At 56.4% G+C, this 25,489-nt stretch carries 22 protein-coding genes; 4 read left to right on the top strand and 18 right to left on the bottom strand.

The window, feature by feature from the left end; genetic code table 11:
- Nucleotides 1–77 precede the first annotated feature (77 nt).
- From BP07_RS04255 to BP07_RS04240, 4 genes are all read right to left on the bottom strand, one after another.
- Entirely contained in the window at nt 78–2,465 is a 2,388-nt protein-coding gene (locus BP07_RS04255) for a protein NO VEIN domain-containing protein (RefSeq protein WP_042686155.1), read from the bottom strand.
- Between the two features lie 21 nt (nt 2,466–2,486).
- Entirely contained in the window at nt 2,487–2,837 is a 351-nt protein-coding gene (locus BP07_RS04250; RefSeq protein WP_157203072.1) for a sacsin N-terminal ATP-binding-like domain-containing protein, read from the bottom strand.
- A 521-nt stretch (nt 2,838–3,358) separates the two neighbouring features.
- A complete protein-coding gene (locus BP07_RS04245; RefSeq protein ID WP_245597045.1) occupies nt 3,359–4,327 on the bottom strand; it encodes a DNA polymerase subunit beta in 969 nt (322 codons plus the stop codon).
- Between the two features lie 10 nt (nt 4,328–4,337).
- Nucleotides 4,338–5,981, bottom strand: coding sequence for a site-2 protease family protein (locus tag BP07_RS04240; RefSeq protein ID WP_042686147.1), 1,644 nt, complete (start codon nt 5,979–5,981; stop codon nt 4,338–4,340).
- Between the two features lie 123 nt (nt 5,982–6,104).
- Between BP07_RS04240 and BP07_RS04235 the strand changes: the two genes are divergently transcribed.
- Entirely contained in the window at nt 6,105–6,452 is a 348-nt protein-coding gene (locus BP07_RS04235; protein ID WP_042686145.1) for a nascent polypeptide-associated complex protein, read from the top strand.
- Here BP07_RS04235 and BP07_RS04230 read toward each other — a convergent pair.
- A complete protein-coding gene (locus BP07_RS04230; protein WP_084174103.1) occupies nt 6,449–8,443 on the bottom strand; it encodes a DUF460 domain-containing protein in 1,995 nt (664 codons plus the stop codon). The two genes, BP07_RS04235 and BP07_RS04230, sit on opposite strands and share 4 nt — an antisense overlap.
- Before the next feature lie 310 nt (nt 8,444–8,753).
- Here BP07_RS04230 and BP07_RS04225 point away from each other — a divergent pair, with 310 nt between their 5' ends.
- Nucleotides 8,754–10,181 carry a flippase activity-associated protein Agl23 gene (locus BP07_RS04225; protein ID WP_042686140.1) on the top strand — a complete coding sequence of 476 codons (1,428 nt, stop codon included), beginning with the start codon at nt 8,754–8,756 and terminating at the stop codon, nt 10,179–10,181.
- A gap of 102 nt (nt 10,182–10,283) precedes the next feature.
- On the opposite strand, the gene BP07_RS04220 is transcribed toward BP07_RS04225, so the two are convergent.
- Both BP07_RS04220 and BP07_RS04215 read right to left on the bottom strand, forming a co-directional pair.
- Complete coding sequence (locus tag BP07_RS04220) at nt 10,284–11,579, bottom strand: (Fe-S)-binding protein (protein ID WP_042686138.1); 1,296 nt, start codon at nt 11,577–11,579, stop codon at nt 10,284–10,286.
- Nucleotides 11,572–12,426, bottom strand: coding sequence for a respiratory nitrate reductase subunit gamma (locus tag BP07_RS04215; RefSeq protein WP_157203071.1), 855 nt, complete (start codon nt 12,424–12,426; stop codon nt 11,572–11,574). The genes BP07_RS04220 and BP07_RS04215 overlap by 8 nt, the downstream gene beginning before the upstream one ends.
- A 263-nt stretch (nt 12,427–12,689) precedes the next feature.
- Here BP07_RS04215 and trxB point away from each other — a divergent pair, with 263 nt between their 5' ends.
- Nucleotides 12,690–13,601 carry a thioredoxin-disulfide reductase gene (trxB, locus tag BP07_RS04210; RefSeq protein ID WP_042686133.1) on the top strand — a complete coding sequence of 304 codons (912 nt, stop codon included), beginning with the start codon at nt 12,690–12,692 and terminating at the stop codon, nt 13,599–13,601.
- On the opposite strand, the gene BP07_RS04205 is transcribed toward trxB, so the two are convergent.
- From BP07_RS04205 to rpl7ae, 7 genes are all read right to left on the bottom strand, one after another.
- Nucleotides 13,585–13,998 carry a Tfx family DNA-binding protein gene (locus BP07_RS04205; protein ID WP_042686131.1) on the bottom strand — a complete coding sequence of 138 codons (414 nt, stop codon included), beginning with the start codon at nt 13,996–13,998 and terminating at the stop codon, nt 13,585–13,587. The two genes, trxB and BP07_RS04205, sit on opposite strands and share 17 nt — an antisense overlap.
- 62 nt (nt 13,999–14,060) lie before the next feature.
- Nucleotides 14,061–15,092, bottom strand: a complete 1,032-nt coding sequence (locus BP07_RS04200; protein ID WP_245597049.1) for a flippase-like domain-containing protein — start codon at nt 15,090–15,092, stop codon at nt 14,061–14,063.
- A 17-nt stretch (nt 15,093–15,109) separates the two neighbouring features.
- A complete protein-coding gene (gene infB, locus BP07_RS04195) occupies nt 15,110–16,882 on the bottom strand; it encodes a translation initiation factor IF-2 (RefSeq protein ID WP_042686126.1) in 1,773 nt (590 codons plus the stop codon).
- Nucleotides 16,875–17,336, bottom strand: a complete 462-nt coding sequence (gene ndk, locus BP07_RS04190; protein WP_042686123.1) for a nucleoside-diphosphate kinase — start codon at nt 17,334–17,336, stop codon at nt 16,875–16,877. Before ndk ends, infB begins: the two co-directional genes overlap by 8 nt.
- Nucleotides 17,337–17,342: 6 nt before the next feature.
- Nucleotides 17,343–17,537 (bottom strand): 50S ribosomal protein L24e, encoded by a 195-nt coding sequence (locus BP07_RS04185; protein WP_042686363.1) that lies wholly within the window; start codon nt 17,535–17,537, stop codon nt 17,343–17,345.
- 5 nt (nt 17,538–17,542) lie between these two features.
- Nucleotides 17,543–17,755 (bottom strand): 30S ribosomal protein S28e, encoded by a 213-nt coding sequence (locus BP07_RS04180; protein ID WP_042686121.1) that lies wholly within the window; start codon nt 17,753–17,755, stop codon nt 17,543–17,545.
- 9 nt (nt 17,756–17,764) lie between these two features.
- Entirely contained in the window at nt 17,765–18,130 is a 366-nt protein-coding gene (rpl7ae, locus tag BP07_RS04175) for a 50S ribosomal protein L7Ae (RefSeq protein ID WP_042686118.1), read from the bottom strand.
- 177 nt (nt 18,131–18,307) lie between these two features.
- On the opposite strand from rpl7ae, the gene leuS reads away from it, so the two are divergent.
- The gene (gene leuS / locus BP07_RS04170; protein WP_042686117.1) at nt 18,308–21,169 is read left to right on the top strand and encodes a leucine--tRNA ligase; all 2,862 of its coding nucleotides are present in this window, start codon (nt 18,308–18,310) and stop codon (nt 21,167–21,169) included.
- Here the strand turns inward: leuS and BP07_RS04165 are convergent.
- Genes BP07_RS04165 through BP07_RS04150 form a run of 4 tightly spaced genes read right to left on the bottom strand, consistent with a single transcriptional unit; the run spans nt 21,156 to nt 25,487 of the window.
- Nucleotides 21,156–21,551 carry a nucleoside 2-deoxyribosyltransferase gene (locus BP07_RS04165; RefSeq protein WP_042686114.1) on the bottom strand — a complete coding sequence of 132 codons (396 nt, stop codon included), beginning with the start codon at nt 21,549–21,551 and terminating at the stop codon, nt 21,156–21,158. The genes leuS and BP07_RS04165 overlap by 14 nt on opposite strands.
- Complete coding sequence (locus tag BP07_RS04160) at nt 21,551–23,860, bottom strand: DUF3656 domain-containing U32 family peptidase (protein WP_042686111.1); 2,310 nt, start codon at nt 23,858–23,860, stop codon at nt 21,551–21,553. The genes BP07_RS04165 and BP07_RS04160 overlap by 1 nt, the downstream gene beginning before the upstream one ends.
- Entirely contained in the window at nt 23,860–25,032 is a 1,173-nt protein-coding gene (locus BP07_RS04155) for a M24 family metallopeptidase (protein WP_052353235.1), read from the bottom strand. The genes BP07_RS04160 and BP07_RS04155 overlap by 1 nt, the downstream gene beginning before the upstream one ends.
- Nucleotides 25,032–25,487 carry a phosphatidylglycerophosphatase A gene (locus tag BP07_RS04150; protein ID WP_157203069.1) on the bottom strand — a complete coding sequence of 152 codons (456 nt, stop codon included), beginning with the start codon at nt 25,485–25,487 and terminating at the stop codon, nt 25,032–25,034. The genes BP07_RS04155 and BP07_RS04150 overlap by 1 nt, the downstream gene beginning before the upstream one ends.
- Between the last annotated feature and the right edge of the window lie 2 nt (nt 25,488–25,489).

Raw genomic sequence — 25,489 nt, 5'->3', positions numbered from 1 at the left:
GCGAGCCACATATCCACCTGTTGTCCGAGTGCGATAGCACCGAAGCGAAGCGGAGAGTTGCGGGCGACGGGAAGATTTTAATCACCCTTTATCAGATCTTTTGCATTTATCTTTTCACTGTATTTCTCGATCACGCTTTTAGGTATCTTCATCTCCAAAGCAATTTCTTCGCAATTTGCGGGATTCTTTAGAAGATAGATATATGGTGCATCTGGGATATTTATGACCCTAGCAAGATAGAAGTTATCTTTTTGCTCCTCAGCAAATTTTGCTTTTTCCGAGTCCAAAGATTCGTCTGTAATATCGCCTGATGATTTTGATCGAACTTCTATAAAAATGGTTAAGATTTCTTTTGTCGCTTTCAAATCTGCTTTTCCGCCATATGGCTCTACTTTATATCCCTCAGTTTCAAATTTCTTTTTTACAATATTTTTTCCAAATTCCTCAATCATCTCTCCAGAAGCCTCTTCTTTCACACCTATTTTCTTGAAAAACTCTTTCCATTTAGAGACATCACTTCCAATATACTCTGAAGATATAAATTTAAGACCAATGATCGATTGATTTTCCCAATTCTGTTTGGGTGAATATTCGTTTGGAAAATAGATTTCACTATTTGACATCGCTCTGCTTCCATCTTTTAGCACCACAAAAATCGGCTCATTAATGTCTACTTCACATTCTACTATTGCTTGAGTATAGTTAATGACTATAGAATCTGTTAAACTTTTAATTTTTTCCCCATCTTTTAAAACAGGCAAAACCTCCTTTTTTATGTAGTCTTCATAATCGAATTTCCTATATCCTTTCATTGAAGTGTTTTCAAAAAATTTTTTCCATCCATCAGGATCGTTGTCCAACTTTAGATATTCCTCACTTAGATAGTTTATATTAGGTAGGTCAAATTTCTGCACGCAGTAAATGGAATTATATTTATCAGAGAGAAAAATCTCACTACTTTTTCTGACTTGTCCATTATCATCTATGACCCAAATTTCATCTTTTGGATAAGAGTTATATGATTTCAAAATGTATGTCCAAGATAGAATATCATCTTTAGATGGATGTTCAGAGGATATTTTAATCTTTGGTAGAATACACTTCTTAACAATCATCTGTTGCGTAATTTTATTTACCCTTGGAAGATAATCTTTCCCTCTACTCCATAACTCTTTATCAATCAAAGTGTACTCTGAAAGAATTTGTGTTTCATCAACCTCAATACCTTTACTCTTTAGCTCATCAAATATTTTCATGTCTGGCTCAATCCAAACTTCATTTTGCTTTTTTATATTTCCATTCCTATCAATTACAAGTAGCCGTCCTAAATCGTTCTTAATAAAGCCCTCGCGTTGATCTTGGCGATAATGAGCATATCTCTTTTCTAACGCTTTTTTGTATACTGGATAAAAATCGATTAAAAATTTGATGCCTTTCTTTTTATCTATTTTTGCTTTAATAAATTCTTCGGTATTTATTTTGTCCACACTCAATTCTTCAACTTTTCTGCCTCCAGTTGGGTAATCTTTTCTAATTAAATGTTTTTTCTCTTTAGAAATAATTTCTACATCTGAGCATTTAATATATCCTTTCTTTATCAATTCCTCTGTTTCTTCAGTTATTTTTATTACTTCATCAAGAGGACATTTGTTTCCCTCAATACAGATAACTTTTGGATTTTTAGTCACCTCAAATAATGGTTTTTCAAAGATGTCATCATATTTTTCGCTTATCTCTCGCTCTTCAAAAATTAAAAGAGACTGTTCTACCCATTCAGGTTTTTCTGGGTTTTCTTGGAAGTAATGGTACGCTGCTTCTGCAACTTCTCTTGCTTTTTCCATCATCCATCTATTCCATTTATTATCAAGCAATGCAACACGCCCTGCCTGAACTATGAAATCGGCATGAACGAGAAAGTTTATTTTCCGTTCCTCAATTGGGAAAAAAGAACATATATATCCCTTTGTAGGCATTAAATTCTCTTGCTCATCAAGTTGTATAGCTATTGAAATTTCTCTGCTTTTAACGTCACCTCTTTTTGCTCTTTTTGTTTCTCCATCACTTCGAATATTATCAGGTACTTGAAAAACTCCCCGAAAGACTAAAAAACGTGTAGCGGTACCTCCCTCTACTAATAAAAATTTACCAATTTTAATATCCTCATTCTGAAGGAGCGGAGTTAAATCGCCTATTTGGGTTATACTACATGTGCGAGTAGTACCATCCTCTTCGTTATGAATAGATATATTTTTTATATTTCTGAGAAATAGAAGTGAACTGGCTCCTAACTTCTTTAACTCTTCTATACTTTTATCAAAAAATTCTTCCGACTTAAAAGGAATTACAAATGTTGTCTTTCCTAGATCTATACTTTCTACAGTTTGCTCTATCCAATATGGATAAAAATAAAAAAGAGAATCTTCACCAAACTCCCTTACGCATTCTTCTCTGTCAAATCGAAACATAAACTCCCCAGAATAGATTTCTTATCTATCCGTTACCGCAAACACAGATCTAAAGCCTACTCCTAAATACCCTATGGTTTCATTTGGATCCTTTTTACTCATCGCATAACAAATATTTCTTACATCATCCTCAGTAAAAGGATCTCCGTTATGAACTACTTTTATTCTTTGCTTTGAAATATAAATTCTAAATTCTTTTGCTTTAGCATCCTCTGCATTTTGCAGAAGTTCATAAATGTATCTTGTAGCGCTTTCCCATATATCTCCAGAGGCGAGTTTTTGTAAATTACAATATCCCTCCCAGATCCCCCCTATTTCTCTCTGTCGTTTTACTTCTTCCTGTATTTTCATAATTAACTCCTTACCATCCATCTTAATATCCTCCATTTTCATTTATTTTATTCCTTTCTTTTTATCTCCGTCGCCCGCAATTTCGGACAACGTATCGGGATTAAGCGAAGTCCCGAAGGGATTTGGGTGAAACGAGCGGAGCGAAGTTGAACCGCTTAATCTCCTGTTGCGCGAAGTTTCGCCTTTGGCGAAATTTGGGCATTCCTGCCGTCGCAACGCGTATTTCACGAGCTTTTTATTCGCATAACCTCCTAAATGCGAGTTAGAGCGAACTTTTATAAAGTCAGATTTCATACAGTTTATTATGAGTTTGGACATTAAAAAAGCTTACGCCACAAGAAAAGTACCGGCTGATAGCAGGCTGATAGCAAGCTCATCTAAGAAATAAAGCTGAGGAATTATTCTTACCAGACAGACAAATCCTACATTTCAATTGTAAAGAGCCATCAGGTGCACGCTCGAGCACCGAAGAATCGTGTCCTCCCTTCTTGACACCCCCAACGTGCTCGTTCTCGTGCGCCTCCCCAAGCGATTTTACCCCTTTAGCTATCTGTTTCCTCGAGCGCCTCTCTCTCGAGCAGCGTTAGCGACCTTATCCACTCTCCAGATGCCTCCCGCGTGGTGCCCACCACGAGCTGAAGACCCTCGGAGGTTTTTTCCAGCATGCCCCTCGCCTCGAGCACCTCACCCTTGAACGCCTGTCCAGCATATGTGTGGGTGTAGCACACCACCCTTCTCACATCTGGATGGTCCACCTCGTAGATGGCAGGGGCATCGAACGCATACCTGTCCTCAATCACCTCTGCGGTGAGTGTGCGCATGCCCAGCCTCCTCGTGCGCCTTGGAGGAGTATACTCCGCCATGCCCCGCTCGTCGCGCACATAGAGCAGATCGAAGTATGTGCCCTGCACCATCCCGCGGTTGAGCTTTCTCTTCTCGTGGAGCACAAACTCTCTGTAAGAGAGCTCTGGCTTGCGCTTTTCATATATCTTCCTCCACATGGGCTCATCCACCCTTCTGATGGGCCCCCCCTCGGAGAGCTCTGCAAGGCACTGCCTTGCCAGCCACCACTCCCTTCCATAGGCTACAAAGTCGATGTCCGAGTGCTCTGATGCAAGTCCACTGAGCAGCGAGCCCGTGATGCCCATGTACCTCCTGTCAACACCACAGCCCTCGAGCCACTCGACGAGCGCACGCAGCCTTGCATGGTGTGCCATCACTTCCTCGAGCATCTCGTCTGGCCTGAGGTACTCAGCCACCTCGTGCTCTGGAACCACGAACACATCCCTTATCCACTCTGGATGGTGCTTGCGCATATAGGAAAACGCCCCAGCGGTGTCCAGCTTGGTGTACCGCACGCTGCCCCTCCTTCGCTCTCCCTCCTCGTGGGGCACATAGCGCAGCATCGCCCTGATGCCCTCCCCATCTCCATAATACTGCTGGGGCACGTAGTCCACCACCGAGAGCACGAGGCAGTCATGGGTTATCACAAAGTCCCTGATTCGAGGCACGTGCACCCCCCTATCTGGCGGCGATGTATGGCCCTATCACCATGAGCACGATGGATGCGAATATTGTATAGGCAAATGCCATCACGATCCACGAGGCGAGCCTCTGTGCCCGCTGCCTGGTGGTGATCCGCTCGAACGTCCCCGTGAGCAGGTCCCTGAACACGTGTCCCCCATCGAGCGGCACCGCTGGCAGGCAGTTGAACAGGGCGACGTTGATGTTCACCCATCCCACCCAGAACAGGGCGCTTGAAAGCACGAGCCACACGTCGCCCAGCACCGAGGCTGCACCCAGCGGGTGGTAAAGGTCGGAGAGCACCCCGGTGAAGCCTGCAAACCCACCGACGCCCGTGATGCCCCTCATTATGGGGAGCGTGAGCAGCGTGAGCCAGCCCATGGGCTCATCGAGGTGTGAGGGCAGGCTCCTCAGCCCCTCGAGGTACTCGGAAGCTGGAAAGTGAGCTATCCTGATTCCCATGGCTCTGCCCACCACATCCCCCACCGAGTAGTACACCCCGAGAAAGCCCCTCGATGTGTTGTCTGGTGCGGGTGCGAGCTGGATGGTGTGGTGTTCTGTGCCGTTTACCTCCACGTCCACCCACTGATATGGGGTGGTGGACTGCATGAACCTCGCAAAGTCCTCAAGACTCCTGATGGGCACCCCATCCATCGCCGTGATTCTCATGCCTCTCTCAAGCCCAGCCCCCTCGGCAGGGGAGCCCTTCACCACCCCCTGTATGGACAGCCCCTCGGTGCTCACGCTCACCACTGCACCTTCCTGCATGGGAACGGTGTAGCTGGCGGCTCTTCCCCCTTTGAGCACTGTGAGTACCACGCTCCCCCCAGATGGCACCTTTGCCACCTCCTCCACCACCTGCTCTGGCGTGTGGGTGGGAACGCCGTTCACCGCCAGTATCACGGCATCAGTGGGCACGTGAGCCGCCTGGGCAGCAGAGCCCTCGTCCACGCCCACGACCACCGCACTGTATCCCGTGGGTGCGATCGCATACAAGCTCGCAAAGAACAGCACGAACGTGAGCAGGGCAATGGTGAAGTTGGACATCACGCCAGCGGTGAGTATCCTTATGCGCTCCCTTCGAGTGGCAACCTTCCCGCCGTCCCCCTCTCCCTCAAACAGCTGGCTCTCGTCTGGCTCTGCAAACCCGCCGATGGGCACGACGAGCGTGAGTATGCCCATGGACTTCACTCTTATACCCTCCACCCTGCACAGCACCGCATGGGAGAGCTCGTGCACCACCAGGGTGATGAACAGCGCCACCAGCCCGTATCCCAAGGGTATGAACTGGTTGATGCCCGGGATGAGCAGGATGTTTCTCGGCTCGTGCACAATGGTGGGCTTTGGAGGGCTGGTCATGAGCAGAAGGTCGAAGAAGAGCAGAAGCCCAGTCATTACCAGCATGCCCAGCACCATCAGGGGCACGCCCGCCTCTGCATACACCCTCCAAGCCCGCCTTGGCTGCGCCAGCGCCTCGAGCAGCCCCTGACCCCGCACCGTACGTATCATCAGGATGGGTCCATATGCCGTGATGTTGTAGCGCGAGAGCACGCCAGAATCCCTGAGGTACTCCACCACCAGCCAGTAGAGCAGCACAAACGCCAGCACGATGAGGGCGAGACCCCAACCTCCGCCATCCATCAGAACCCTCTCACACGCGTGCTTCCCCTAAGGGAGCGGTGCCTACATAAAGTTTCTGCTTTTCTGCTACGGGCAAAAACGGGGCAAAAAGCGTTTTATAAAATCCCCCACAAGAAGGGTGGCATGATACCGAGCTTCGGTGGCAAGTTCAGCCCCAAAAAGATGGAGCGCATGATGAAGCAGATGGGCATCAGCATGAGCGAGCTCGAGGAGGTGCAGGAGGTCATCATAAGGCTTCCCCACTCCGAAATAGTGATTGCCAGCCCATCCGTCACGGTGATGGAGGTGCAGGGCCAGAGGACATATCAGGTGGTGGGAGAGCCCATAGAGAGGAAGCTTGCACCCCAGATATCGGACGAGGACGTGAGGCTGGTGGCACAGCAGACTGGAAGGAGCGAGGAGGAGGCGAGGGAGGCGCTCGAGCAGAGTGGGGGAGACCTTGCAGAGGCGATCGTGCGGCTCAGCGGCTAACTCCTCCTACCCTCTCTGAGCCTCTGGCTCCTGTACTCCTCCACTATCCTCTCCAGCATGTGCTCGTGCATGCGGCGCACGTACAGCTGGTGCTCTGAGCGCCATTCCTCGATCGCAGCCTCGAGGGCATCTGCCCGCACCGCATACACCTCATCGAACCTCAGCACCAGCCCCTCGCCACGTATGAGGGGCACGCCGCTCGAGAGCAGCACCTCTCTTGCGGTATGAGCCATCTCGCCCTCGAACAGCACCGCCCTCGGGGAAAGTCCCACGAGAAGCTCTGCCGTACCCGCACCCCCACCACTCGCATCCTCCAGATAGAGCACGTCCCCCTTCCTGATGAGGGGCGTGCTCTCGGCTATCGCCTCCCTCGTGAACGCCCTTATGGGCTTCAGGGGCACGAGGTCTCCCCTCATCTCCATCTCCCGAGCCCGCCTCAGGGAGTCCAGCCTCTCCCTGAGCGATTCGATCTCGGCATCCCTCTCCCTCAAGGTGCGCCTCAGGCTCTCATGACGCTCCAGCAGCCGCTGGTACTCCACCGACGCCCTTGCCCTGACATAAGCTCTCTGCCTTGCCTCAAAGAGCCGCCTTCTGAGCCGCTCTGAGCGCCTCCTCTGACGCTCAAGCTCGCTCTTCAGCTCCTCGCTGTACTTCACCAGCCTCTCTATCCTCACCCTCTGGCTCTCTATCCTACGCTTTAGCCTCTCCACGAGGCGAGAGAGCTCCTCGGGAGTGGGGGGAGGCTTCCGCTGGGGCTCTCGTGTCCCAACGCCAGCCCCGTCGCGCCCAGATGCCTTGAGGATGGCACTGTCTATCGACTCCCCCTTCAGCACGAGTGCCTTTATGTAATCGAGGTTGGATAGGGGTGGTGCCTTCTTCTCAGCCTGCATGAGCTTGTTCTTCACCCTCCTGAAGGCTGCGCTCGCAGCGGCTATCGCATCCCGCTCGTGGTCGTTACGGGGCTCGTGCTCGCAGGTGAGCCTGCGCTTATCTTCCACAGTGAGCTGCTCTCCCGTGCACTGCACCGAGAACGCATTGGCGATCTTCTGCACCGTGTGGGGCACGGGCAGCACATCGGAGGCGATGAGCACTGGGGTGCCCATGCTGCGTATCCACCCTATCGCATCAGAGGGTGAAAAGCCTCGCTCGCTCGTGGAGCCCACCAGCCTGCCCCGAAGGTCGAGCGCCGCAAGCCCCATCGTGGTGCCGGGGTCTATGCCCACGATGATATGGGGTGTGCCAGAGGACGAGAGAGGTGTGAGGGTGAGCCTGTCCCTGCCCACCGCCCTCACCTTGACCTGCACATCGGAGTGGCGCTGGGGAGATATGGGCACCTCCTCCCTTCTCGCACCCACGACGAACTCCGCCCTCGAGTATCCACCAAAGCCCTTCGTGAGCTTCATCTCAAACTCAATGCCTCTGCTCTTCGCAAGCTGCCTCAGCACCGCCTCTATCTCCCTTGCCTTTGCCCTCACAGCACCGTGCACCTTTCTTCTGTACCTGTTCTGGCTCCAGCCACCCCGCCCAAGGGAGCGGGCCCTCGAGACCACCACCACCGTTTTATCCTCGAACGCCTCCACCACATAGCCCACGCCCAGCATGGCGAGCATGGCGCATGCCCGTGCCTCCTGCACTGGGTCGGTGCGGTCTATCGAGAGCCCGTGGGAGCTGGCAAGGGCGGGAAGCGAGGGAGAGTGAGGAGCGGTGAGCTGCACCAGCCGCATGCCAGCTGGCATCTCATTGAGAAGGGCAAGAAGCTCCCCTCTGTCGGAGGCGAGCTCGTGGACGCTGTCGCACGCCAGAATGCTGGGCCTGTAGCGGTGGATGAGCCGCATGAGCCTGTGCCTTGTGAGGTGGCGGTGGTGCACAAACTCCCCACCCACATAAACAGCAGCAGCATACCTTGGGGCTCTCGAAAGGGAGCTTCCCCTCTCGATGTCCACGCCCATCACGGTGCCGCATCCATCGGCAGGCTGCGCTTGGGCACTCATGAATTGAAGTATAATGTGTGCTGGAGGCTTATATAAGTATGGAATATGGAATGGAGAATCGGAGAATCAGAGAATCAGAGAATCGGAGAATCGGAGAATCGGAGAATCAGAGCATCAGAGAATCAGAGCATCTCCATGAGCTCTCTCGCATTCCTCAGCACAGTAGTACACATCCACATCCCCAGAGAGCTCCCTATCCTGCGTGCCCACCTCTCGAGCTCCTCGTGGGGGTACCCGTGCCTCTACCACCTGCTGGTGCCGTGTAGCCGCACACAGCTTTTTTAAACAATGCCCTCATTCCAGCAAAACGATGAGGGCTCGCACATGGCTATTTGCGGGGCTGGTGGTGGCAGCCCTGCTGCTCAGAGTGTACATGCTGGATGCGCGGGCAATGCATCACGACGAGGCGGTGCACGCCCACTTCGCCTTTCAACTGATCGCTGGCGAGCCGTACGTGTACGACCCCACCTACCATGGGCCATTCCTGTACTACACACAGGCGCTCGTGTTCTCGGTGCTTGGCACATCTGAGTTTACAGCAAGGCTTCTTCCTGCCCTGTTCGGCGCGGCGTGCGTTGCGCTCGTGTATCCGCTTCGAAGGCACATGGGCAACCTCGGGGCGTTGTTCGCAGGGCTGCTGCTCGCCATATCCCCCTCGATGGTGTACTACTCCCGATTTCTCAGAAACGACATATATCTCGTGTTCTTCACGCTCGCAAGCGTGGTGCTGGTGCTCGCCCTGCTCGAGGAGAGGGGGGCAAGACGGCACATGCTCTATGCAGTGCTGGGAGCCTCGCTTGCCCTGATGTGCACCACCAAGGAGAGCGCATACATCACGCTCGCCATCCTCGCCATCTCCGCCCTCGTGGTGGCGCTATGGTTCGCACGCGATAGGCTCGGAGTGTCCTCGGTCCTGGGGACGGCTCCAGATGTGCTCATTGCCACAGCCTCCTTCGTGCTCGTGTTCGTCGCGATGTACTCGTTCTTCTTTTACGATGTAACTCAGGCTGCCCATGCCGTCCCGAGGGCGTTCGAGCACTGGATACACATGCACGAGATAAGACGCATAGGGGGACCATGGTACTACTACCTGCCCATCCTCATCCTCTATGAGTATCCCATCCTCATCCTCGGGCTCCTCGGGGGTGTGCTGGCTGTGCACAGACGGGACGGCGTGTGGATATGGGTGCTGCTCTGGGCGCTCTTCACTCTTGCCTTCTACTCCTACATGCAGGAAAAGGTGCCCTGGCTGGTGGTACACATACTGCTTCCGCTGGCGCTGCTCGCTGGCTACTTCCTCGCACACCTCGTAGAGGAGACTGGGGCAAAGAGCAGGTGGACGGTGCTCCTCGTGCTCGCCATCCTGCTGGTGCCGTATGCTGCCTCCAGCATCGCCACCAACTACACCCACGTGAACGCGCAAAAGATGATATCGTACATCCAGCCTCCCGACAGTCTTGCGGCCGTGATGGACAGAGTGCAGAATATGCATGCCCAGCATCCAGCCACCACCATCATAGTATGTGCGAGACAAAACGACTACTGGCCCATACCATGGTATGTCAGGGGGATGAGGGTAAGTTATCTTTCGGACGCTCCGTCCACACTGGAGGCAGATATCGTAATCGTAGAAGGCTCTATGGCCCTCCACCTTCCAGAAAGTGAGGAATACGAGCGGGTGCCCTTCGAGCTTCGCCCCAACAAGCGGATGGTGGCGCTGTTCAGGAGGGGTGGCTGAGCCCAATCGCATCCATCGACGACCAAGGGGACATGGAATGCCCATCATAGTCACACTTTCAGTTGGCACCACGAAGAGGGAAAAAGGGGGAGGACGTCGTCCTCACATCTGCTTGGAGGTGTAGGGGTTCTCTGGAACCTCGGTGTCCAGCCCCATGGCCTCGGCGACCAGCACCATCACGTCCTCCATGCCTATGCTTGCGCCCATGTCTTTGATGCCGTCCTTGATGTTTCGTCTGCAGAACGGGCACGTGCTGAGCACCATCTCTGCCCCAGTATCAAGGGCATCCTGCACCCTTCTCCTCGCTATTGCGAGCGCCAGCTCTGGCACACCTGCCTTTATGCCGCCCCCTGCACCGCAGCACCTCTGAAGCTCCCTCGTCCTCTCCATCTCCACGAGCTCCACGCCGGGCAGCATCTGGATGATGTTTCTCGGTGCATCGTACACCCCAAGGTGCCTTCCAGAGTGGCACGGGTCATGGTACGTGACCTTCAGGTTGAGGGGTTTCTTGAAGTCGAAGTCATAGCCTTCTGCCAGCAGCTGCTCGAGATACTCTGCGAACGTGAGCACCTCGAATGGCAGCTTTCCACCCCATATTCTTGGCCAGTCCAGTGCGGATGTGCGCACGCAGCCCGCGCACGCATACACCACCTTCTTTACCCCACGCTTTTTGAGGGCATGGATGTTCTTCTTCACGTACTTTGCGGCATGCTCCACCTGTCCAGTCCTGAAAAGCACGGACACGCAGCACTGCTCCTCCTCGCCCAGCAGCGTGAAGGGTATGCCAAGTTCGTCGAGTACCCTCACGGACGCCACCGCCACCTTCTGCATCCTGTATGCCGCGGTACAGCCCACAAAGTACGCGACCTCTGCCTCGTCCCTCACCTCTATGTCCGAGGGAAGCCAGCACAACCTGTCCTTCTGGTTGGCGGCAAACACGTTCTCGTAATTTGCGAGCAGGTCTGGAAACGCCTTCTGCTTTCCATAGGGACCAAGACCCCTGTCCACGAGGTTGGCACGGGTCGCCTCCCACAGGTTTATCGTGTCTATCCCGCTCTCGCACACCGTCCTGCATATACCACACGTGGTGCAGCCCACGTAGCTCTGCTCGGCATAGCGCTCGAGCTGGGGTCTTGGAATCTCCTTTGGACCAAACAGCCTCGCCCGAAGACCATAGCTATCATTAATCCACTTTCGCAACGTCTGGATACGGTACTTGGGTGAGTACGCCCACTTTTCTTCCTCGCTGAGCTCCTCGCCCTCTGGCTTTATTGTGCCCTCCCTAATCTCCTGATACACTGGGCACCACTCCATGCACTCACTGCATCTCGTGCACGCATCAAGCTCGAGCAGCTGCTTGGATGTGAAGTGGTCCACGGTAATCGACGGCTCACGCATGCTCTCTCTCCTCCTCCTCGGTGGGTGTGGCAAGAATTACCAGCGGGGCTGCAATGATGTGGATGTACTTTGTGAAGGGTATGAGGGCAACACAGAACGCCAGGGATATTAGTGCATGGAACAGTGCCATTGCTTGTGCAGAGGGGGCGAACGCCACGAATGCATCGCCCACCAGAAGGGCACCTCCCCTGAACCACTCGGCAAGAAAGCCCGTCAAGGTGATGATTATCAGCCCGCCGAGCAGCACCACATCATACATCTCGGTCATCGCCCTCGTCTTGGCATCCACTATCCTGCGCACCGCTGCTATCGTGATACCAATCAGCAGCATGTACCCAAAGAGGTCGTTGGGAATAGCAAGCACCGCATCTCTCCACCACTCCGAGGTGAGGTAGTATGCGGGCTCCATCCCAAGGTGCTCGATGCCAAGGCTAATTATTTCAAAGAGGAACACAAGCAGTGAGAACACGAGCAGCATCGTCCATCCCCAGAAGATGAACAGATGCATCACCCATCGTAAGGGGCTCCTTCGAAGAATCCTCGTCTGAAGCCCAAGCTCGAGTACGAGTGTCTTTACCAAAACACTGAGCCGCCTGCTAAATATCATCCTTAGAATGGTGGCTATGAACCATATGATGCTGTTCTTGCCAGGACCTCCGTACTCCGAGGCTCCAAGCCCATACTTTTTGAGCTGCACATACAGCCCCACCAAAAAGATGCCTACGAACGCGAACGACAGTGTCATCATCACACCGAAAGTCAAACCCGAATAGTACGCCACCTCTACTTCCTCCTTCCCTTTACAGCCTCCTCGTATGGCACACGCTCGAGGGAAGATTTTGTCCATCGTATTAAATGTTTACTATTCATCGTCTGTGCCCCCGCTGCGGCACACACCATCCTCCAACTGGATTGTGGGGATTCCAAGCTTACCGTATATGGCTTTCCATTTCATACTGGTGGCTTTGCTCTCTTCCTCCTCTCAGTGATAGCCGACTCCCCAACAATGAGGCACGATTATCACACGGAAAAAGACGCTATCGAGTGATGCAGACCACATTTGCACGAGCCAGCACTAAAGCTTTAAGGTGCAGACCCATACACACTACCATGTATGACCTCGTCATAGTGGGGGCAGGTCCAGCAGGGCTCACCGCTGGAATATATGCGATGCGGGCAAGGCTGAACACGCTGGTGCTCGAGCGCTCTCAGCCCGGAGGAACGGCGCTGCTCTCCCCCGTGGTGGAGAACTACCCGGGCATTCCCAGCATCGCTGGTGCTGAGCTTGCGCAGAGAATGAGGGAGCACGCCGAGGGGCTGGGACTGAAAATCGAGTTTGAGAGGGTGGAAGGAGTAAAAGGCGAGGATGAGGGCTTTCTCGTGCAAACGCCCTCCAGAGAGGTCGCCACGAGAAGCGTGATCATCGCCACTGGCGAGAGACCAAAGCCCCTTGGGGTGCCGGGAGAGAGTGAGCTCAGGGGCAGGGGGGTATCGTACTGTGCCACATGCGACGGGTTCTTCTTTGTGGACAGGAAGGTGCTCGTGGTGGGAGGGGGGAACTCCGCCCTCACGGAGGCGATATATCTCTCTGGAATCGCGAGAAAGGTATACATAGCCCACAGAAGGGACAGGTTCAGGGGAGAGCGGATATATCAGGAGCGGGTGCTCTCCAAGCCCAACGTGGAGGTGCTGTGGAACACCGTGGTGGAGAGCATCGAGGGAAAAGATGCAGTCGAGAAGGTGGTGCTGAAAGACACCAACACGGGCAGCACCAAAGAGCTCGAGGTGGACGGGGTGTTCATATACGTGGGCAACGTGCCCCTCACCGGGATGGTAGAGTGCGAGAAGGACGAGGGCGGATACATCATCACCGACGAGAGGATGCGCACCTCGGTGGAGGGCATGTTCGCTGCTGGCGACTGCCGTGCCAAGCGGCTGAGGCAAATAACCACGGCAGTGGCTGATGGAGCAATCGCCGCCACAGAGGCTGCACAGTATCTCCAGCTCAGGGTATCTGGATGAGCACCTCCCCCTCTCTCGTGATGGCAATCTCGAATGAAGAGACCACGAGCCTGTGCCTCACCCTGTCCCCAACCTCCTTCCGGATGAGGCTCAAAAGCTCCAGCCTGTCATGCACGATGTGGATGTCCTGCTCATCGCACCGCCTGTATGCCTCGTGAGCGAGCTGCTCGATGTCGTCCCCCACGTGCGCCTCTATCCACACAGGGGCGGTGAGCATCCTCGCCAGCCTCAGCGTGCGTTTCGCCCTCTCGATGGTGCGTTTCGCCCTTCTCTCGAGGCTGCTCACGTTCTGCTTGGTGGTGCCCATGCGCTCTGCCACCTCCTCCTGTGTGAGCCCCATCGCCCTCAGCCTCATCACCTCGACCTGCCTTGGCGTGAGAAATGTACCCTCCTCCATGAATACACCTCTACCTCGAGACTATATAGCCTATGTCTCTGAAAATAGCCTATGTCTCTATCCTATGTCTCTGAAAGCCTCCTCAAGCTCATGAGGTTGTACAGCCCCCCGAACACCACGTCGAAGTAGTAGTGCACCGCCCTCCAGCCTATCACCAGCACGCCCAGCACAGAAGAGGGGGTGAACGAGCCGAACAGGGCGAGCGCCCCAGCCTCTGCAATGCCACTCGCGCCGGGCGTCAATGGGAGTATCATCAGCATGGACAGCACTATCTGGGCGGCAAACGCCCTTGGCACCACTTCAACGAGGTCAACGTTTCCCACCAGGCCGAGCAGCACCCACACCACCACCGAGTACTGGGCAATCCAGTATCCCAGCGTGGAGGCGAACGCCATCGGCACGCTGCCCCTTCCCTGTCCCAGAAGCTCCCGAAGCCCATCCCTGAACGCCCGTATCTCGGCATCCACGATCTCCACGATGCGGGAACTCGTGGGAGGTTTTCTCATCAGCTTTCCCACCAGCTTGAGAGATACGCCCACTATGCTGATAAGTGCCATCCTCCCAAGCCTGCCCACCCTGTAGGGCTTCCTGAGGGCGTACGCAATCAGCGCCACGAGCCCTATCAGCAGCACCGCAGAGGTTGCGAGCATGAGCATAAATGTGCTCCTGCCAAGGTAATGATACAGCACTATCACCATCGGGATGGCCACGATGAAAAACAGCCCATCCAGTATGCGCTCCCCAAACACCACCACACCCGCCTTTCCATAGGGCACGCCACTCTCCTTCAGCATATGGATGCGGATGGGCTCACCCCCCATCATGGAGGGTGTGATGGCAGCCAGAAACAGGTTGTGAAACACTATGGACATGCACCGCCTCAGTGAGACAGTATAGCCCATTCCATGGGTGAGCGAGCGCATCCTCACAGCCCCGAATACATAGCCGAGCAGGTGAGCACATAGGGCGAGCAGAAAAAACCAGGGGTCGATGCGCTCCAACGCCAGTATCGTACCCTCATCGAACGTGAGCGCCATAACTGCGAGCACGGAGAGCACGCTTATCGAGACCGTCAGAAGCAGCATCCTTCGCACTCTTTCCAATGGCACCCTCACCTGCCCCAGAAAGGATCATCTCTTCTCTTTATCTCCAGAAACTCCTCTAAAGCATCCCGCTCATCCTGCGTGAGAAGGTGGGCGATTTCCTGCTCGAGCAGCTTGGCGTGCTGCTCTGGCACGTCCACGTACAGCACGTCGCCCTCCTTTATCTGCCTTCCCACGGTGACACCCTCTATGGATATGGCGAGCTCGTCCCCCTGCCTCGCCTCATGGACACTCTCGCCCCTCTTCTGCATACTCTTGAGGGTGCCCGCTCTGTTGCCATCCGCCCTCAACAGAGGCACACTGCCCCTGAGCGTGCCAGAAAGCACCCGCACGCCCACCACCGCGGGCTTGCTCTGCCTGAAAACGCAGTCCGGAAGCAGCATCAGCTTTGCTGGCTTGACGATCGCCTGAGAGCGGCTCTTCTCGAGCATCTCCCTCTGGGTATTGGCCCACTCCTCATACTCCTCTGTAAGCCGGTATATCACGTTGCTCGTGATGAGCTTCACATCGGTGCGCTCTGCCTCCTCCCTCACATCTGGCAGCACGCCCACGTTGAAGCCCAGCACCACGGCATGCAGGGGGTCGGGCGCCACCGCAGCCTCCACCACGTCTCTCTTCGATATGTCGCCAACGCACGCCTCTCTCACGGGTATGCCCATCTTCCTCAGCTCTCCGACCACCGCCTCGAGCGAGCCCAGCGTGTCTGCCTTCACCACCACCCCCTCGGCATCGACGGACAGCTCTGTCTGCTGCATCTCACAGAGCACCTGCTGCCTTGCGTGCTCCACATCCCCCTCCACCACACGCAAAGGGGAGCCAGCCACCACATCCTCGAGGCCGGGAGCCACCAGCTTAATTCCAGCCGCTGCCACCACCCGCTTCACTTTGCGGAACTTGTGCTCTGTCCTCGTCTCCCGCAGCGGGCGGGGCTTTAGCAGCGCCCTCACCCTCGTGAGCACGGGTCCCTGCGAGCCTCCCAGCACCACGGTATCCCCGGTGGAGAGCACGCCATCGTACAGTATGGCGTCTGCCGTTATTCCAAAGCCCCGCTCCTCTCTGACCTCGAGCACGGTGCCCACGCCGGGCCCGCTCACGCTTATTCTGAGGCTGTCCTCGAGGAACTTCTGGGCAAGCCCCATGAGCACCATGAGCACGTCCGCTATGCCCTCACCAGTCTTGGCGCTCATGGGCACGAGGGCAACGTTTCTCGTGAAGTCCCGTATGCGGTCATATCTATCCGCGCTGAACCCATGCTCGTAAAGAGACCCCACGATGGAGTACACCGCCTCGTCCAGCCTGCGCTGCACGTGCTCGCTCTGCTCGGCGTATGAACGGACAAAGGGTACATCTGGGTGGGAGAGCCAGCCATTTATTCTATCTATCTTGTTGAGCGCGACCACGAAGGGTGTCTTGCACTGCTTTAGGATGGTGAGCGACTCGATGGTCTGGGGCTTGAAACCCTCTGTGATGTCCACCACCAGCAGGGCGAGGTCGGCGAGCGTTCCGCCCCTTCTTCGAAGACTCATGAACGAGTGATGGCCAGGGGTGTCTATGAACAGCAGCCCTGGAAGTCTGAAGTGCTGGGCGGGAAACTCGGAGCACATCCTCTGTATAGTGGAGGTGGGCACCTCTGTTGCTCCAATGTGCTGCGTGATGGCTCCCGGCTCCTTGGAGACCACAGAGGTTCCCCTAATGCGGTCCAGAAATGTGGTCTTGCCATGGTCCACGTGCCCCAGCACACACACTATGGGCGTGCGAAGCTGCTCATTCGCCTCACTCATACAGCCAGCTCTCTTCACACCTTTCGTAGTCCAGTATCTCAGCAGGGTCAAAGTGGATGGATATCTCGCGCTCTGCGGATGCAGGGGAGTCAGAGGCATGCACCACGTTCCTGCCTATGTCCAGAGCGAGGTCGCCCCTCATCGTGCCCGCATGTGCCTCTATGGGGTTGGTGCTGCCACACAGCGAGCGCATCGCCCTTATGGCATTTCTTCCCTCCACCACCATGCACACCACTGGCCCGCTGGTGATGAAGCTCACGAGGGACGAGAAGAATGGCTTGTCCGCGTGCTCTGCATAGTGCATCCTTGCCCTCTCCTCATCGAGCCACACCATCTTCATGGCGACCACCTTGAGCCCCCTTCTCTCGATGCGGGAGAGCACCTCACCTATGAGCCCCCTGCACACGCCATCGGGCTTTACCATCACAAACGTGCGCTCCTGCAGCTCCTGCATGTGCTCTCACCTTCTCGATGTAGAGAGCCACTCCCTTCCCGCCTTAGTCCATCTCACGTGGCGGGGAATGCGCCCGAGGGCGTGGTTCTTCTCACACTTTGAGCCGCAGTAGAAGTACACCGTCCCGTCCCTCTTCACGAACATCTTGCCCGTGCCGGGCTCTATCTCCCTTCCACAGAAGGAGCACACTCTTTTCTGCACACACCTCACCGCCTTGAGAGCTTCTTTGCCTCTCTCGAGGTCTCGAGCAGCATCAGCACATCGCCCACTCGCACTGGACCCAGCACGTTTCTGGTGATTATTCTGCCCTTATCCTGACCCTCGAGCACCCTGCACTGCACCTGCACGACCTCGCCGTGCATTCCCGTGACGCCCATCACCTCGATGACCTCGGCTGGGTACCCTTCCTCATCACTCATGCACACACCTCACTTGAGGGTGGCGAGCTTCTGGGCTATGTCCTCCACCATCTCCTTCGCCTTTCCCGCATCCACGATGGCCGCGGCTGCGGACTTCACCGCAAGCCCGCAGGCTGCCCCAAGCTCGCTCTGGCTCCTCACATACACATACGGAACGGACTTCTCCTCGCACAGGAGCGGAAGATGCGCCACCACCTCTGGGGGCTGCACATCTTCGCTTATGAACACGAGCTTTGCCATTCCCCTCTCCACAGTCTTGGTCACCTCATTGGTGCCCTTCTTGATTCTTCCCGTGTCTCTGGCAAGCTCCAGTGCCTCGAGAGCAGCATTTCGTATATCGTCTGGAACCTCAAACCTCACATAAATCTCCGCCATTTACTGTCCTCCTTCAGGGTTTCCCCTTCATCATTCATCGTCGGGTGCCTACATGCACAAAGCCCGTATATTAAGCTTGCTCACGCACCCTCCCACACACCCTCCAAGCATGGGTGCTGCCATCACCCTTATAAGCATGGATGCTCAACACACGCCCAGAGCGAGGCTGATGATGGGATGTACGACCCTCACGAGATAGAGAGAAGGTGGCAGAGGCTGTGGGACGAGCACAGAGTATTCGAGCCCATCGTTGAAGACAGGCAGAAGTTCTTCATCACGGTGCCCTATCCATATCTCAACGGCAATCTGCACGCAGGGCACACGCGCACGTTCACCATCGGAGACGTGGTGGCGCGCTACAAGCGGATGTGTGGGTACAATGTGCTGTTTCCCATGGGCTTTCACGTCACGGGCACCCCCATTGTGGGGCTCTCTGAGCTCATACGCAGCAGAGACCCAGAGATCGTGGAGGTGTACGAGAGGTATCACGGCATCCCAAGGGACGTGCTATACACGCTGGACACCCCAGAGAAAATCGTGGACTACTTCAGGGTGGAGGCAGAGAAAGCCATGCGCTCCATCGGGTTCTCCATTGACTGGAGGCGCAAGTTCACCACGATGGACGAGCACTACAAGGCGTTCATACGCTGGCAGTTCGAGCTGCTGCACAAGAAAGGATATGTGGCAAAGGGCTCGCATCCCGTGCGCTGGTGCCCAAACGACGACAACCCCGTGGAGGACCACGACATCCTGCGGGGCGAGGACGCAACAATCGTGGAGTACGTGCTGATAAAGTTCAGGCTGGAAGATGGCACTGTGCTTCCGTGTGCCACCCTTCGTCCAGAGACGGTGTTCGGGGTGACCAACCTGTGGATAAACCCAGACCTCACCTACGTGAGGGCATCCGTGAGGAGCCCCGATGGAAAGGAGGAAGAGTGGGTTGTGAGCGAGGAGGCGTTCGAAAAGCTGCAGTACACCGAGCGGCAGCTTGCCCGCATCGGGGAGGTGAGGGGCAGCGAGCTCGTCGGCTCAGAGGTGAAGAACCCCATAACTGGGAATGAAGTGGTGGTGCTCCCTGCCACGTTCGTGCATCCCGATGAGGGCACGGGCGTGGTGATGAGCGTGCCAGCCCATGCGCCGTACGACCATCTTGCACTGCAGGACCTGGCAGATGCCGACCTCTCGCAGTACGGCATCGAGAATCCAATCAAAAGCATCCGCTACGTCTCCCTCATCTCGGTGCCAGAATACGGGGAATATCCAGCGGTAGAGGCGTGCGAGCAGATGGAGGTGAGGGACCAGCATGACCCTAAGGCAGAGGAGGCAACCCGTCTGGTGTACCGCAGGGAGTTTCACAGTGGCGTGCTCAAGGAGGTGTGCGGACGATATGCGGGCATGGCGGTGTCCGAGGTCAAGGATGTGCTCACGAGGGACTTTTTGGACGAGGGGCATGCCGAGCTGTTCTACGACTTTTCAGAGCGCCCAGTGGTGTGCAGGTGTGGCACACGCTGTGTGGTGAAGATGGTGAGGGGGCAGTGGTTCCTCACGTATTCTGACACCGAGTGGAAGCAGAGCGCACGGGAGTGCCTTGCCCAGATGAAGATAATACCTCCAGAGATGAGGGTGGAGTTCGAGAACAAGATAGATTGGCTCAAAGATAAGGCGTGTGCGAGGAGAAAAGGGCTTGGCACCAGCCTGCCATGGGATGAGGAGTGGCTCATCGAGAGCCTTGCGGACTCCACGATATACATGGCATACTACATCATCGTGAGGCTAAAAGATAGAGGGGTGGGCGCAAAAGAGCTCACCAAGCCCGTGCTGGACTATATACTGCTCGGGGACGAGCGGGCACTCGAGCACGTTCCAGAACAGCACAGAGCTGCGGTCAAGGCAGCACGGGAGGAGTTCGAGTACTGGTATCCAGTGGACCTTCGAACCTCTGGAAAGGACCTCGTCGCCAACCACCTGCTGTTCTTCATATTCCACCACGTGGCAATATTCCCCAGGGACAAGTGGCCAAAGGCGATAGCGGTGAACGGCTTTGTGTCGCTCGAGGGTCAGAAGATGAGCAAGTCCAAGGGTCCGCTGCTCACACTCAGGCGGGCGGTGGAGGAGCATGGAGCAGACACCACGAGGCTGTACATCCTGAGCAATGCGGAACACATGCAGGATGCCGACTGGAAGAGCGAGAACGTGGAGGCGATGGGGAGACACCTGCAGCGCTTCTTTGAGTGGGCGCGCGAGATTATCGCATCCCATCCACAGCGCTCGGAGAGCACGAGGCTGGACAGGTGGATGCTCTCGAGGCTCTCGAGGCACGTGAGGGAGACAAGGGAGGCGCTCGAGGCGCTGCAGACCAGAAGGGCACTCCAGCACGCCTTCTTTTTGCTGCTCAATGATGTGCGCTGGTACGAGCGCAGGGGAGGCAGGGGCGAGCTGTTCACCGTGGTGGACACGATGGTGAGGCTGATGGCACCCTTCACACCCCACGTGTGCGAGGAGCTGTGGAGCATGTACCACGAAGAGGGAGACTTCGTGTCCCTCGCACCATATCCAGAGCACCACCCAGAGCACGTGGACGAGGAAGCAGAGTTCTGTGAGTTGCTGGTGCGCGAGGTACTTGATGACATCACCAACATCCTCAAGGTGGCAAAGATAGAAAAACCAAGGCGGGTGTACCTGTATACCGCAGGGGACTGGAGCTACACAGTGCTCAAGGAGGCGCTCGCCCACAGGAGCTCGCTCGACATGGGTCAGCTCATGAAGAGGCTCTCGCTGGACGAGAGCGTAAAGCCCCACATGAAGGAGGCCGCCAGCTACCTCAAGAGCCTCGCCAAGGACATCCGCTCCATGGATGAGCTGAAGCTCTCAGGCTATGTGAACACCGGGTGGAATAGGAGGGCGGAGAGAGAGCTGCTGGAGGAGGCATCCAAGTTTCTCTCGCGGGAGCTTGGGCTCGAGGTGGTGGTGGACCCACCGAAAGAGGAGCCCAAGGCTGCCCTCGCAAGGCCCATGCGTCCCGCCATCATAATCGAGTGAGGGCGCTCTTTAGCAGCGAGCAGAGCTCATCGGGCGTGGAGTACTCATAGAGGTGCACCTCTGGGCAGCCCGCTATCATGGCAGAGAGCCTCACCCCTCTCTCGTGCACGCACACCACGGGAATGCCCCTGCACAGGGCATGGGCAACCTCGAAGCCCACTCCCGTGGAGGGTGAGCTCACCTCTGCCAATAGCACATCGCTGCGCTCTAAGGCTGCGATGTCCCTCTCGTATATCTCCTCATCATCGAGACCCCGCTCGTCCGAGAGCCAGAACGCCCCCTCCACCTCGATGCCCATCTCGACGAGATGTGTGTACATCAGCCTGTATATCTCCTGTCTTTCGGCAACGCCCCGTATCGGGGTTGCGAGAAACACCCTCACTACATCACCCCCCTGAAGTAGTGTCCAGTGGTGTACCTTCCCTCAAGCCTCTGGGGCTCTCCCGCAAGCGCCCTCCTGTATGCCTCCACGATGTCTCTCACCTGCTCTGGGGTGTGCAGCACGAGATCCAGCCTGATGGCACGTGCACCGCACGAGGCGAGGGTATGGATGTGCTCGAGCATGCACAGCTCGATGGAGTTGTATATCACCGTTCTGCCGTGCTCCCGCACCACTGGAAAGCTGTATCCTGCCTCGTCCCTAAGGTACACCCTCTGTCCCTCCCTCGCGATGCCCCGCTCGATGAGCTCCCCGACGAGATCGTGCTCTGACACCATGAGTCGCTGGTAGCCGTGTGCCTTCACCTCGATGGGCACGGGGCTGGAGGCGCACAGCTGCTGAACCTCCTCGAGGGTGAGCTCTGGAGAGGCACACACCCTCACCGCCCCAAGCTCAGCCAGCACAGCACACGATAGGGGATTGAACACGTTCAGACTCTCCTCGGCAACAAATGGCACTGCGTGCTGCGCACACACCCTCACCACGCCGAGGTTGGATGCACACACGTGCACCCCCTGAAGGCGGACAATCGCCCTCTCAAGCTCCTCGAGCTCATCGTCCTTGGTGATGACAGGGGTGAGCACACCGAGGGGCACACCCATGGAGGAGACCTCATCGAGCACGTGGAGTGGCACATACACCACGTCCGCTCCACAATCACGTGCCACCCTCGCCGAGGGAGCATCCCTGACCGCCACCGAGAGGATGGGCCTCTCACGGGCAGGGTGCATGTGCCTGAACACGGGCATGGGACGGTCTGGGCGTGTCCTTCCCTTAGCTTGCCTGCGCATCGTGCTCAGCTCGTCGCACGCCCTCCTTCTCGCCTCACTCAGGGAGCCCAATGGCACGAACACCCCCTCGTCCGCATCCACACTGACGCTGCGGGCGGTGTATGGTGTCCCCCCGAGCCTTGCGGCGATTGTGCGCAGCTGCTCATGGGGGGTTGGGGATGTTATTCCCCTCTCCACCACGTACCCGCTTTCTCCCACGCCCACGTGCACGCCGTCCGACACCCTGACCAGAAGGGGCATCCCAACCCTTGCCACAACGTGCACGTCCACCTCCACGGGAGGAGGGTGCATGCGGGAAAGCTCCCTCATCAGCGAGACATCTGCCGTGAGGTACACCTCGTCCCCCTCGCCACACCCTGCGAAGGGGATGCGTACCCTCTCACCAGCCCTCGCCCTCTTCACCTTCCTACCCCCCACGTACATGCTCCTTATCCTGCCCCCCACGATGCCGTGTGCAGTGTGCACCCCTATGCCATCCCCAACCTCGATGTCCTCCGAGGGCACAAACTCCACCATGCCTCCCCTCACCTCGTCCACCCTGCCGATGAATAAGCCCACGTTGGCAGGATGCCGCCTGAACATCACGTCCTCGCCCAGAAGCCACCCGTGCGTGAACCCGCGGTGGAACACGCGGGAGATGCGTCCCCTCAGGAGAGAGGGATCCTCGCCAGAGAGTGCTCTTCGATACGCATCCACCACGCACGCCACGTACTCGCTCCTTCGCATCCTGCCCTCTATCTTCAGTGCCCTTGGATGGCACTCCAGCACCCTCTCCAGCGAGTCGAGGAGGCACAGCTCTGCGGTGCTGAGCACGTGCTCTCCTCCGATGGCTGATGGGGATACCCTCCTGCCATCCACCTCCACGATATACCGCTTTCGGCATGGCTGGGCACACCTTCCCCTGTTCGCGCTCCTTCCCCCCACAAAGCTGCTAAACAGGCACTGGCCAGAGTAGCAGTAGCACAGCGCCCCATGCACGAACAGCTCCACATCCACCCCAGCCTCCTCGGCTATGCGCCTTGCTTCCGAGTGCAAAAGCTCTCTTGCGAGTATCACCCTGTCCGCTCCGAGCGCTGCCACCAGCTCAGCTCCAGCCGTGCTGTGCACCGTCATCTGGGTGCTCGCGTGTATCTCCATGTCTGGATAGCGGGCGCTTGAGAGCACGAGCAGTCCGATGTCCTGCACGATGACGCCATCTGCCCCTGCCTCGTATGCTGCATCCATGAGCTCGATGGCACGCACGATCTCCCGCTGCTTCATCAGAGTGTTCACTGCCACATATGCCCGCACGCCGTGCTCGTGGGCAAGCCCCACAGCATCCTTTAGCTCATCCACCGAGATGTTCTGGGCATACGCTCTGGCATTCAGCTCCCCAACGCCAAAGTACACCGCATGCGCTCCAGCCGCTATCGCAGCCCTCAGCGCATCGAGGCTACCGCATGGGGCAAGAATCTCACACATCACACCACGAGCTCCCTCGAGATGGTAAAGAGGCTTTTGCCCCCATCCTCGCCCACTACCACGGTGTCCTCTATCCTCACGCCCCCCACGCCCCGATAGTACAGGCCGGGCTCCACCGTCGCCACCATGCCGCGCTCGAGCACCCCATCCGAGGTGCCGATGCTGGGCTCCTCGTGAATCTCCAGCCCCACTCCATGTCCAGTGGAATGTATGAAGCCCTCTGTGGCACGGCTTCCCGATGGGGGCGCATCGAATCCGTGCTCGATGATGGCGTGCCTCACGTGCTCGTGCACCTCTGATGCCCTCACGCCGTGCCTCATGAGCGATATGCCCCTCGTGTGGGCATCGAGCACTGCGGCGTGCATCCTCTTTATCCTCTCCACCTTCTCTCCCCCCTTGTGCACCCTGAGCACCGTTCTGGTGAGGTCGGAGAAGTACCTGCACTCCCTGTGCCTTGGAAACACGTCCAGCACGATGGGCTCGTCTGCCCGAAGCTCGCCCTCTCCCATCCAGTGGGGCATGGAGGACCGGGGTCCTCCTGCCACGACTGTGCCCTCCACAGCCTCACAGTGCCCTTTGAGCAGCACCACATCTATCTCCTCCCTCAGCCTCTCGCTGGTGAGAATCTCTCCCTCGTATACCAGATGCCCCTCTGGGGAGACCGAGCTATCGGCAATCATCTGGATGGCCCTCTCGCATGCCCGCTCACACACGTGGGCACAGCGCCGTATGCAATCTATCTCGTGTGGCTCCTTTGTGCGCCTGAGCGCTGAGAAGGGGCTTTTTCGCACATCGAGCACGATACCTCTCGCCCGCAGGGAGTCTGCAATACCCACTGGAAGCTCTTCTGGCACGCACACCCTTCTTATGCCCGCCCTGCGGCACAGCCCAGACACCACCTCCCGAAGGCTCCATCTCTCGCCCCCAATTTCTGAGAATGCCACCACATTCTCCACCCTTGAGTGCTCTGACGCCCGCTCGAGCTCCATCTCCGAGACCGCCAAGTACTCCTTTAGCTCACCATCGAGATGGCACAGGTACACCACGGGGTCAGATGCAAAGAAGCGGGTACAGTAGTACATGTTCGCATCAATGGAGGGTGTTCCCACCGAGAGGTAGGCACACATGTGAATGGTGCGCATGTGCTCTGCGAGCCTTTCTTGGAAACCCATCACAAGCCCCTCATCGCATGGGTGTACGTGTTCGCGGATGCGCCGCCGATGAGCCCGCCCACTGCATCATCCAAAAAAGGCGGAAGCCGTGAGAGCACCCCGGGCTTTTGCCTGTCGAATCTCGTGTACTCGAACACACCCTTGGTGCCGCCCACGTATGTGGCTATTGCCATTCCCAGCAGCTCGTCCGCCACGATGAACGCAAGGTCGGCGTCGTAATGCTCCCTTGTGATACAGGGTAGCTCTCCCCGCCTTCCTGCGCTGTCCAGCAGCAGAGCGGCATACAGCAGCACACACACGTTGGGATCATCGAGCGCTGCATCGAGCTCGCGCCCGAACAGCTCGGCTGCCCTCTCACTGCTATCCATCCCGGGATGCGGCACCCAAAGCTCGAGCCATGCCTCCACCACATCGCTGCGCTGCACACCATGCTCCGCGAGTACATTCCACACCATGA

This window comes from Methermicoccus shengliensis DSM 18856 (genome assembly GCF_000711905.1).
In the GTDB taxonomy this organism is placed as follows: Archaea; Halobacteriota; Methanosarcinia; order DSM-18856; family Methermicoccaceae; genus Methermicoccus; species Methermicoccus shengliensis.
The sequence above is the reverse complement of the archived record's forward strand: the minus strand, read 5'-3'. Positions and strand labels throughout refer to the sequence as shown.

What these genes read in the sequence shown, in the direction of transcription:
- BP07_RS04150 (WP_157203069.1), bottom strand. Translation starts at nt 25,487, where the DNA reads ATGGTGTGGAATGTACTCGCGGAGCATGGTGTGCAGCGCAGCGATGTG.
- BP07_RS04155 (WP_052353235.1), bottom strand. Translation starts at nt 25,032, where the DNA reads ATGGGTTTCCAAGAAAGGCTCGCAGAGCACATGCGCACCATTCACATG.
- BP07_RS04255 (WP_042686155.1), bottom strand. Translation starts at nt 2,465, where the DNA reads ATGTTTCGATTTGACAGAGAAGAATGCGTAAGGGAGTTTGGTGAAGAT.
- BP07_RS04225 (WP_042686140.1), top strand. Translation starts at nt 8,754, where the DNA reads ATGAGGGCTCGCACATGGCTATTTGCGGGGCTGGTGGTGGCAGCCCTG.
- BP07_RS04220 (WP_042686138.1), bottom strand. Translation starts at nt 11,579, where the DNA reads ATGCGTGAGCCGTCGATTACCGTGGACCACTTCACATCCAAGCAGCTG.
- BP07_RS04230 (WP_084174103.1), bottom strand. Translation starts at nt 8,443, where the DNA reads ATGAGTGCCCAAGCGCAGCCTGCCGATGGATGCGGCACCGTGATGGGC.
- BP07_RS04205 (WP_042686131.1), bottom strand. Translation starts at nt 13,998, where the DNA reads ATGGAGGAGGGTACATTTCTCACGCCAAGGCAGGTCGAGGTGATGAGG.
- trxB (WP_042686133.1), top strand. Translation starts at nt 12,690, where the DNA reads ATGTATGACCTCGTCATAGTGGGGGCAGGTCCAGCAGGGCTCACCGCT.
- BP07_RS04215 (WP_157203071.1), bottom strand. Translation starts at nt 12,426, where the DNA reads ATGGACAAAATCTTCCCTCGAGCGTGTGCCATACGAGGAGGCTGTAAA.
- BP07_RS04235 (WP_042686145.1), top strand. Translation starts at nt 6,105, where the DNA reads ATGATACCGAGCTTCGGTGGCAAGTTCAGCCCCAAAAAGATGGAGCGC.
- rpl7ae (WP_042686118.1), bottom strand. Translation starts at nt 18,130, where the DNA reads ATGGCGGAGATTTATGTGAGGTTTGAGGTTCCAGACGATATACGAAAT.
- leuS (WP_042686117.1), top strand. Translation starts at nt 18,308, where the DNA reads ATGTACGACCCTCACGAGATAGAGAGAAGGTGGCAGAGGCTGTGGGAC.
- BP07_RS04160 (WP_042686111.1), bottom strand. Translation starts at nt 23,860, where the DNA reads ATGTGTGAGATTCTTGCCCCATGCGGTAGCCTCGATGCGCTGAGGGCT.
- BP07_RS04240 (WP_042686147.1), bottom strand. Translation starts at nt 5,981, where the DNA reads ATGGATGGCGGAGGTTGGGGTCTCGCCCTCATCGTGCTGGCGTTTGTG.
- infB (WP_042686126.1), bottom strand. Translation starts at nt 16,882, where the DNA reads ATGAGTGAGGCGAATGAGCAGCTTCGCACGCCCATAGTGTGTGTGCTG.
- BP07_RS04180 (WP_042686121.1), bottom strand. Translation starts at nt 17,755, where the DNA reads ATGAGTGATGAGGAAGGGTACCCAGCCGAGGTCATCGAGGTGATGGGC.
- BP07_RS04250 (WP_157203072.1), bottom strand. Translation starts at nt 2,837, where the DNA reads ATGGATGGTAAGGAGTTAATTATGAAAATACAGGAAGAAGTAAAACGA.
- ndk (WP_042686123.1), bottom strand. Translation starts at nt 17,336, where the DNA reads ATGCAGGAGCTGCAGGAGCGCACGTTTGTGATGGTAAAGCCCGATGGC.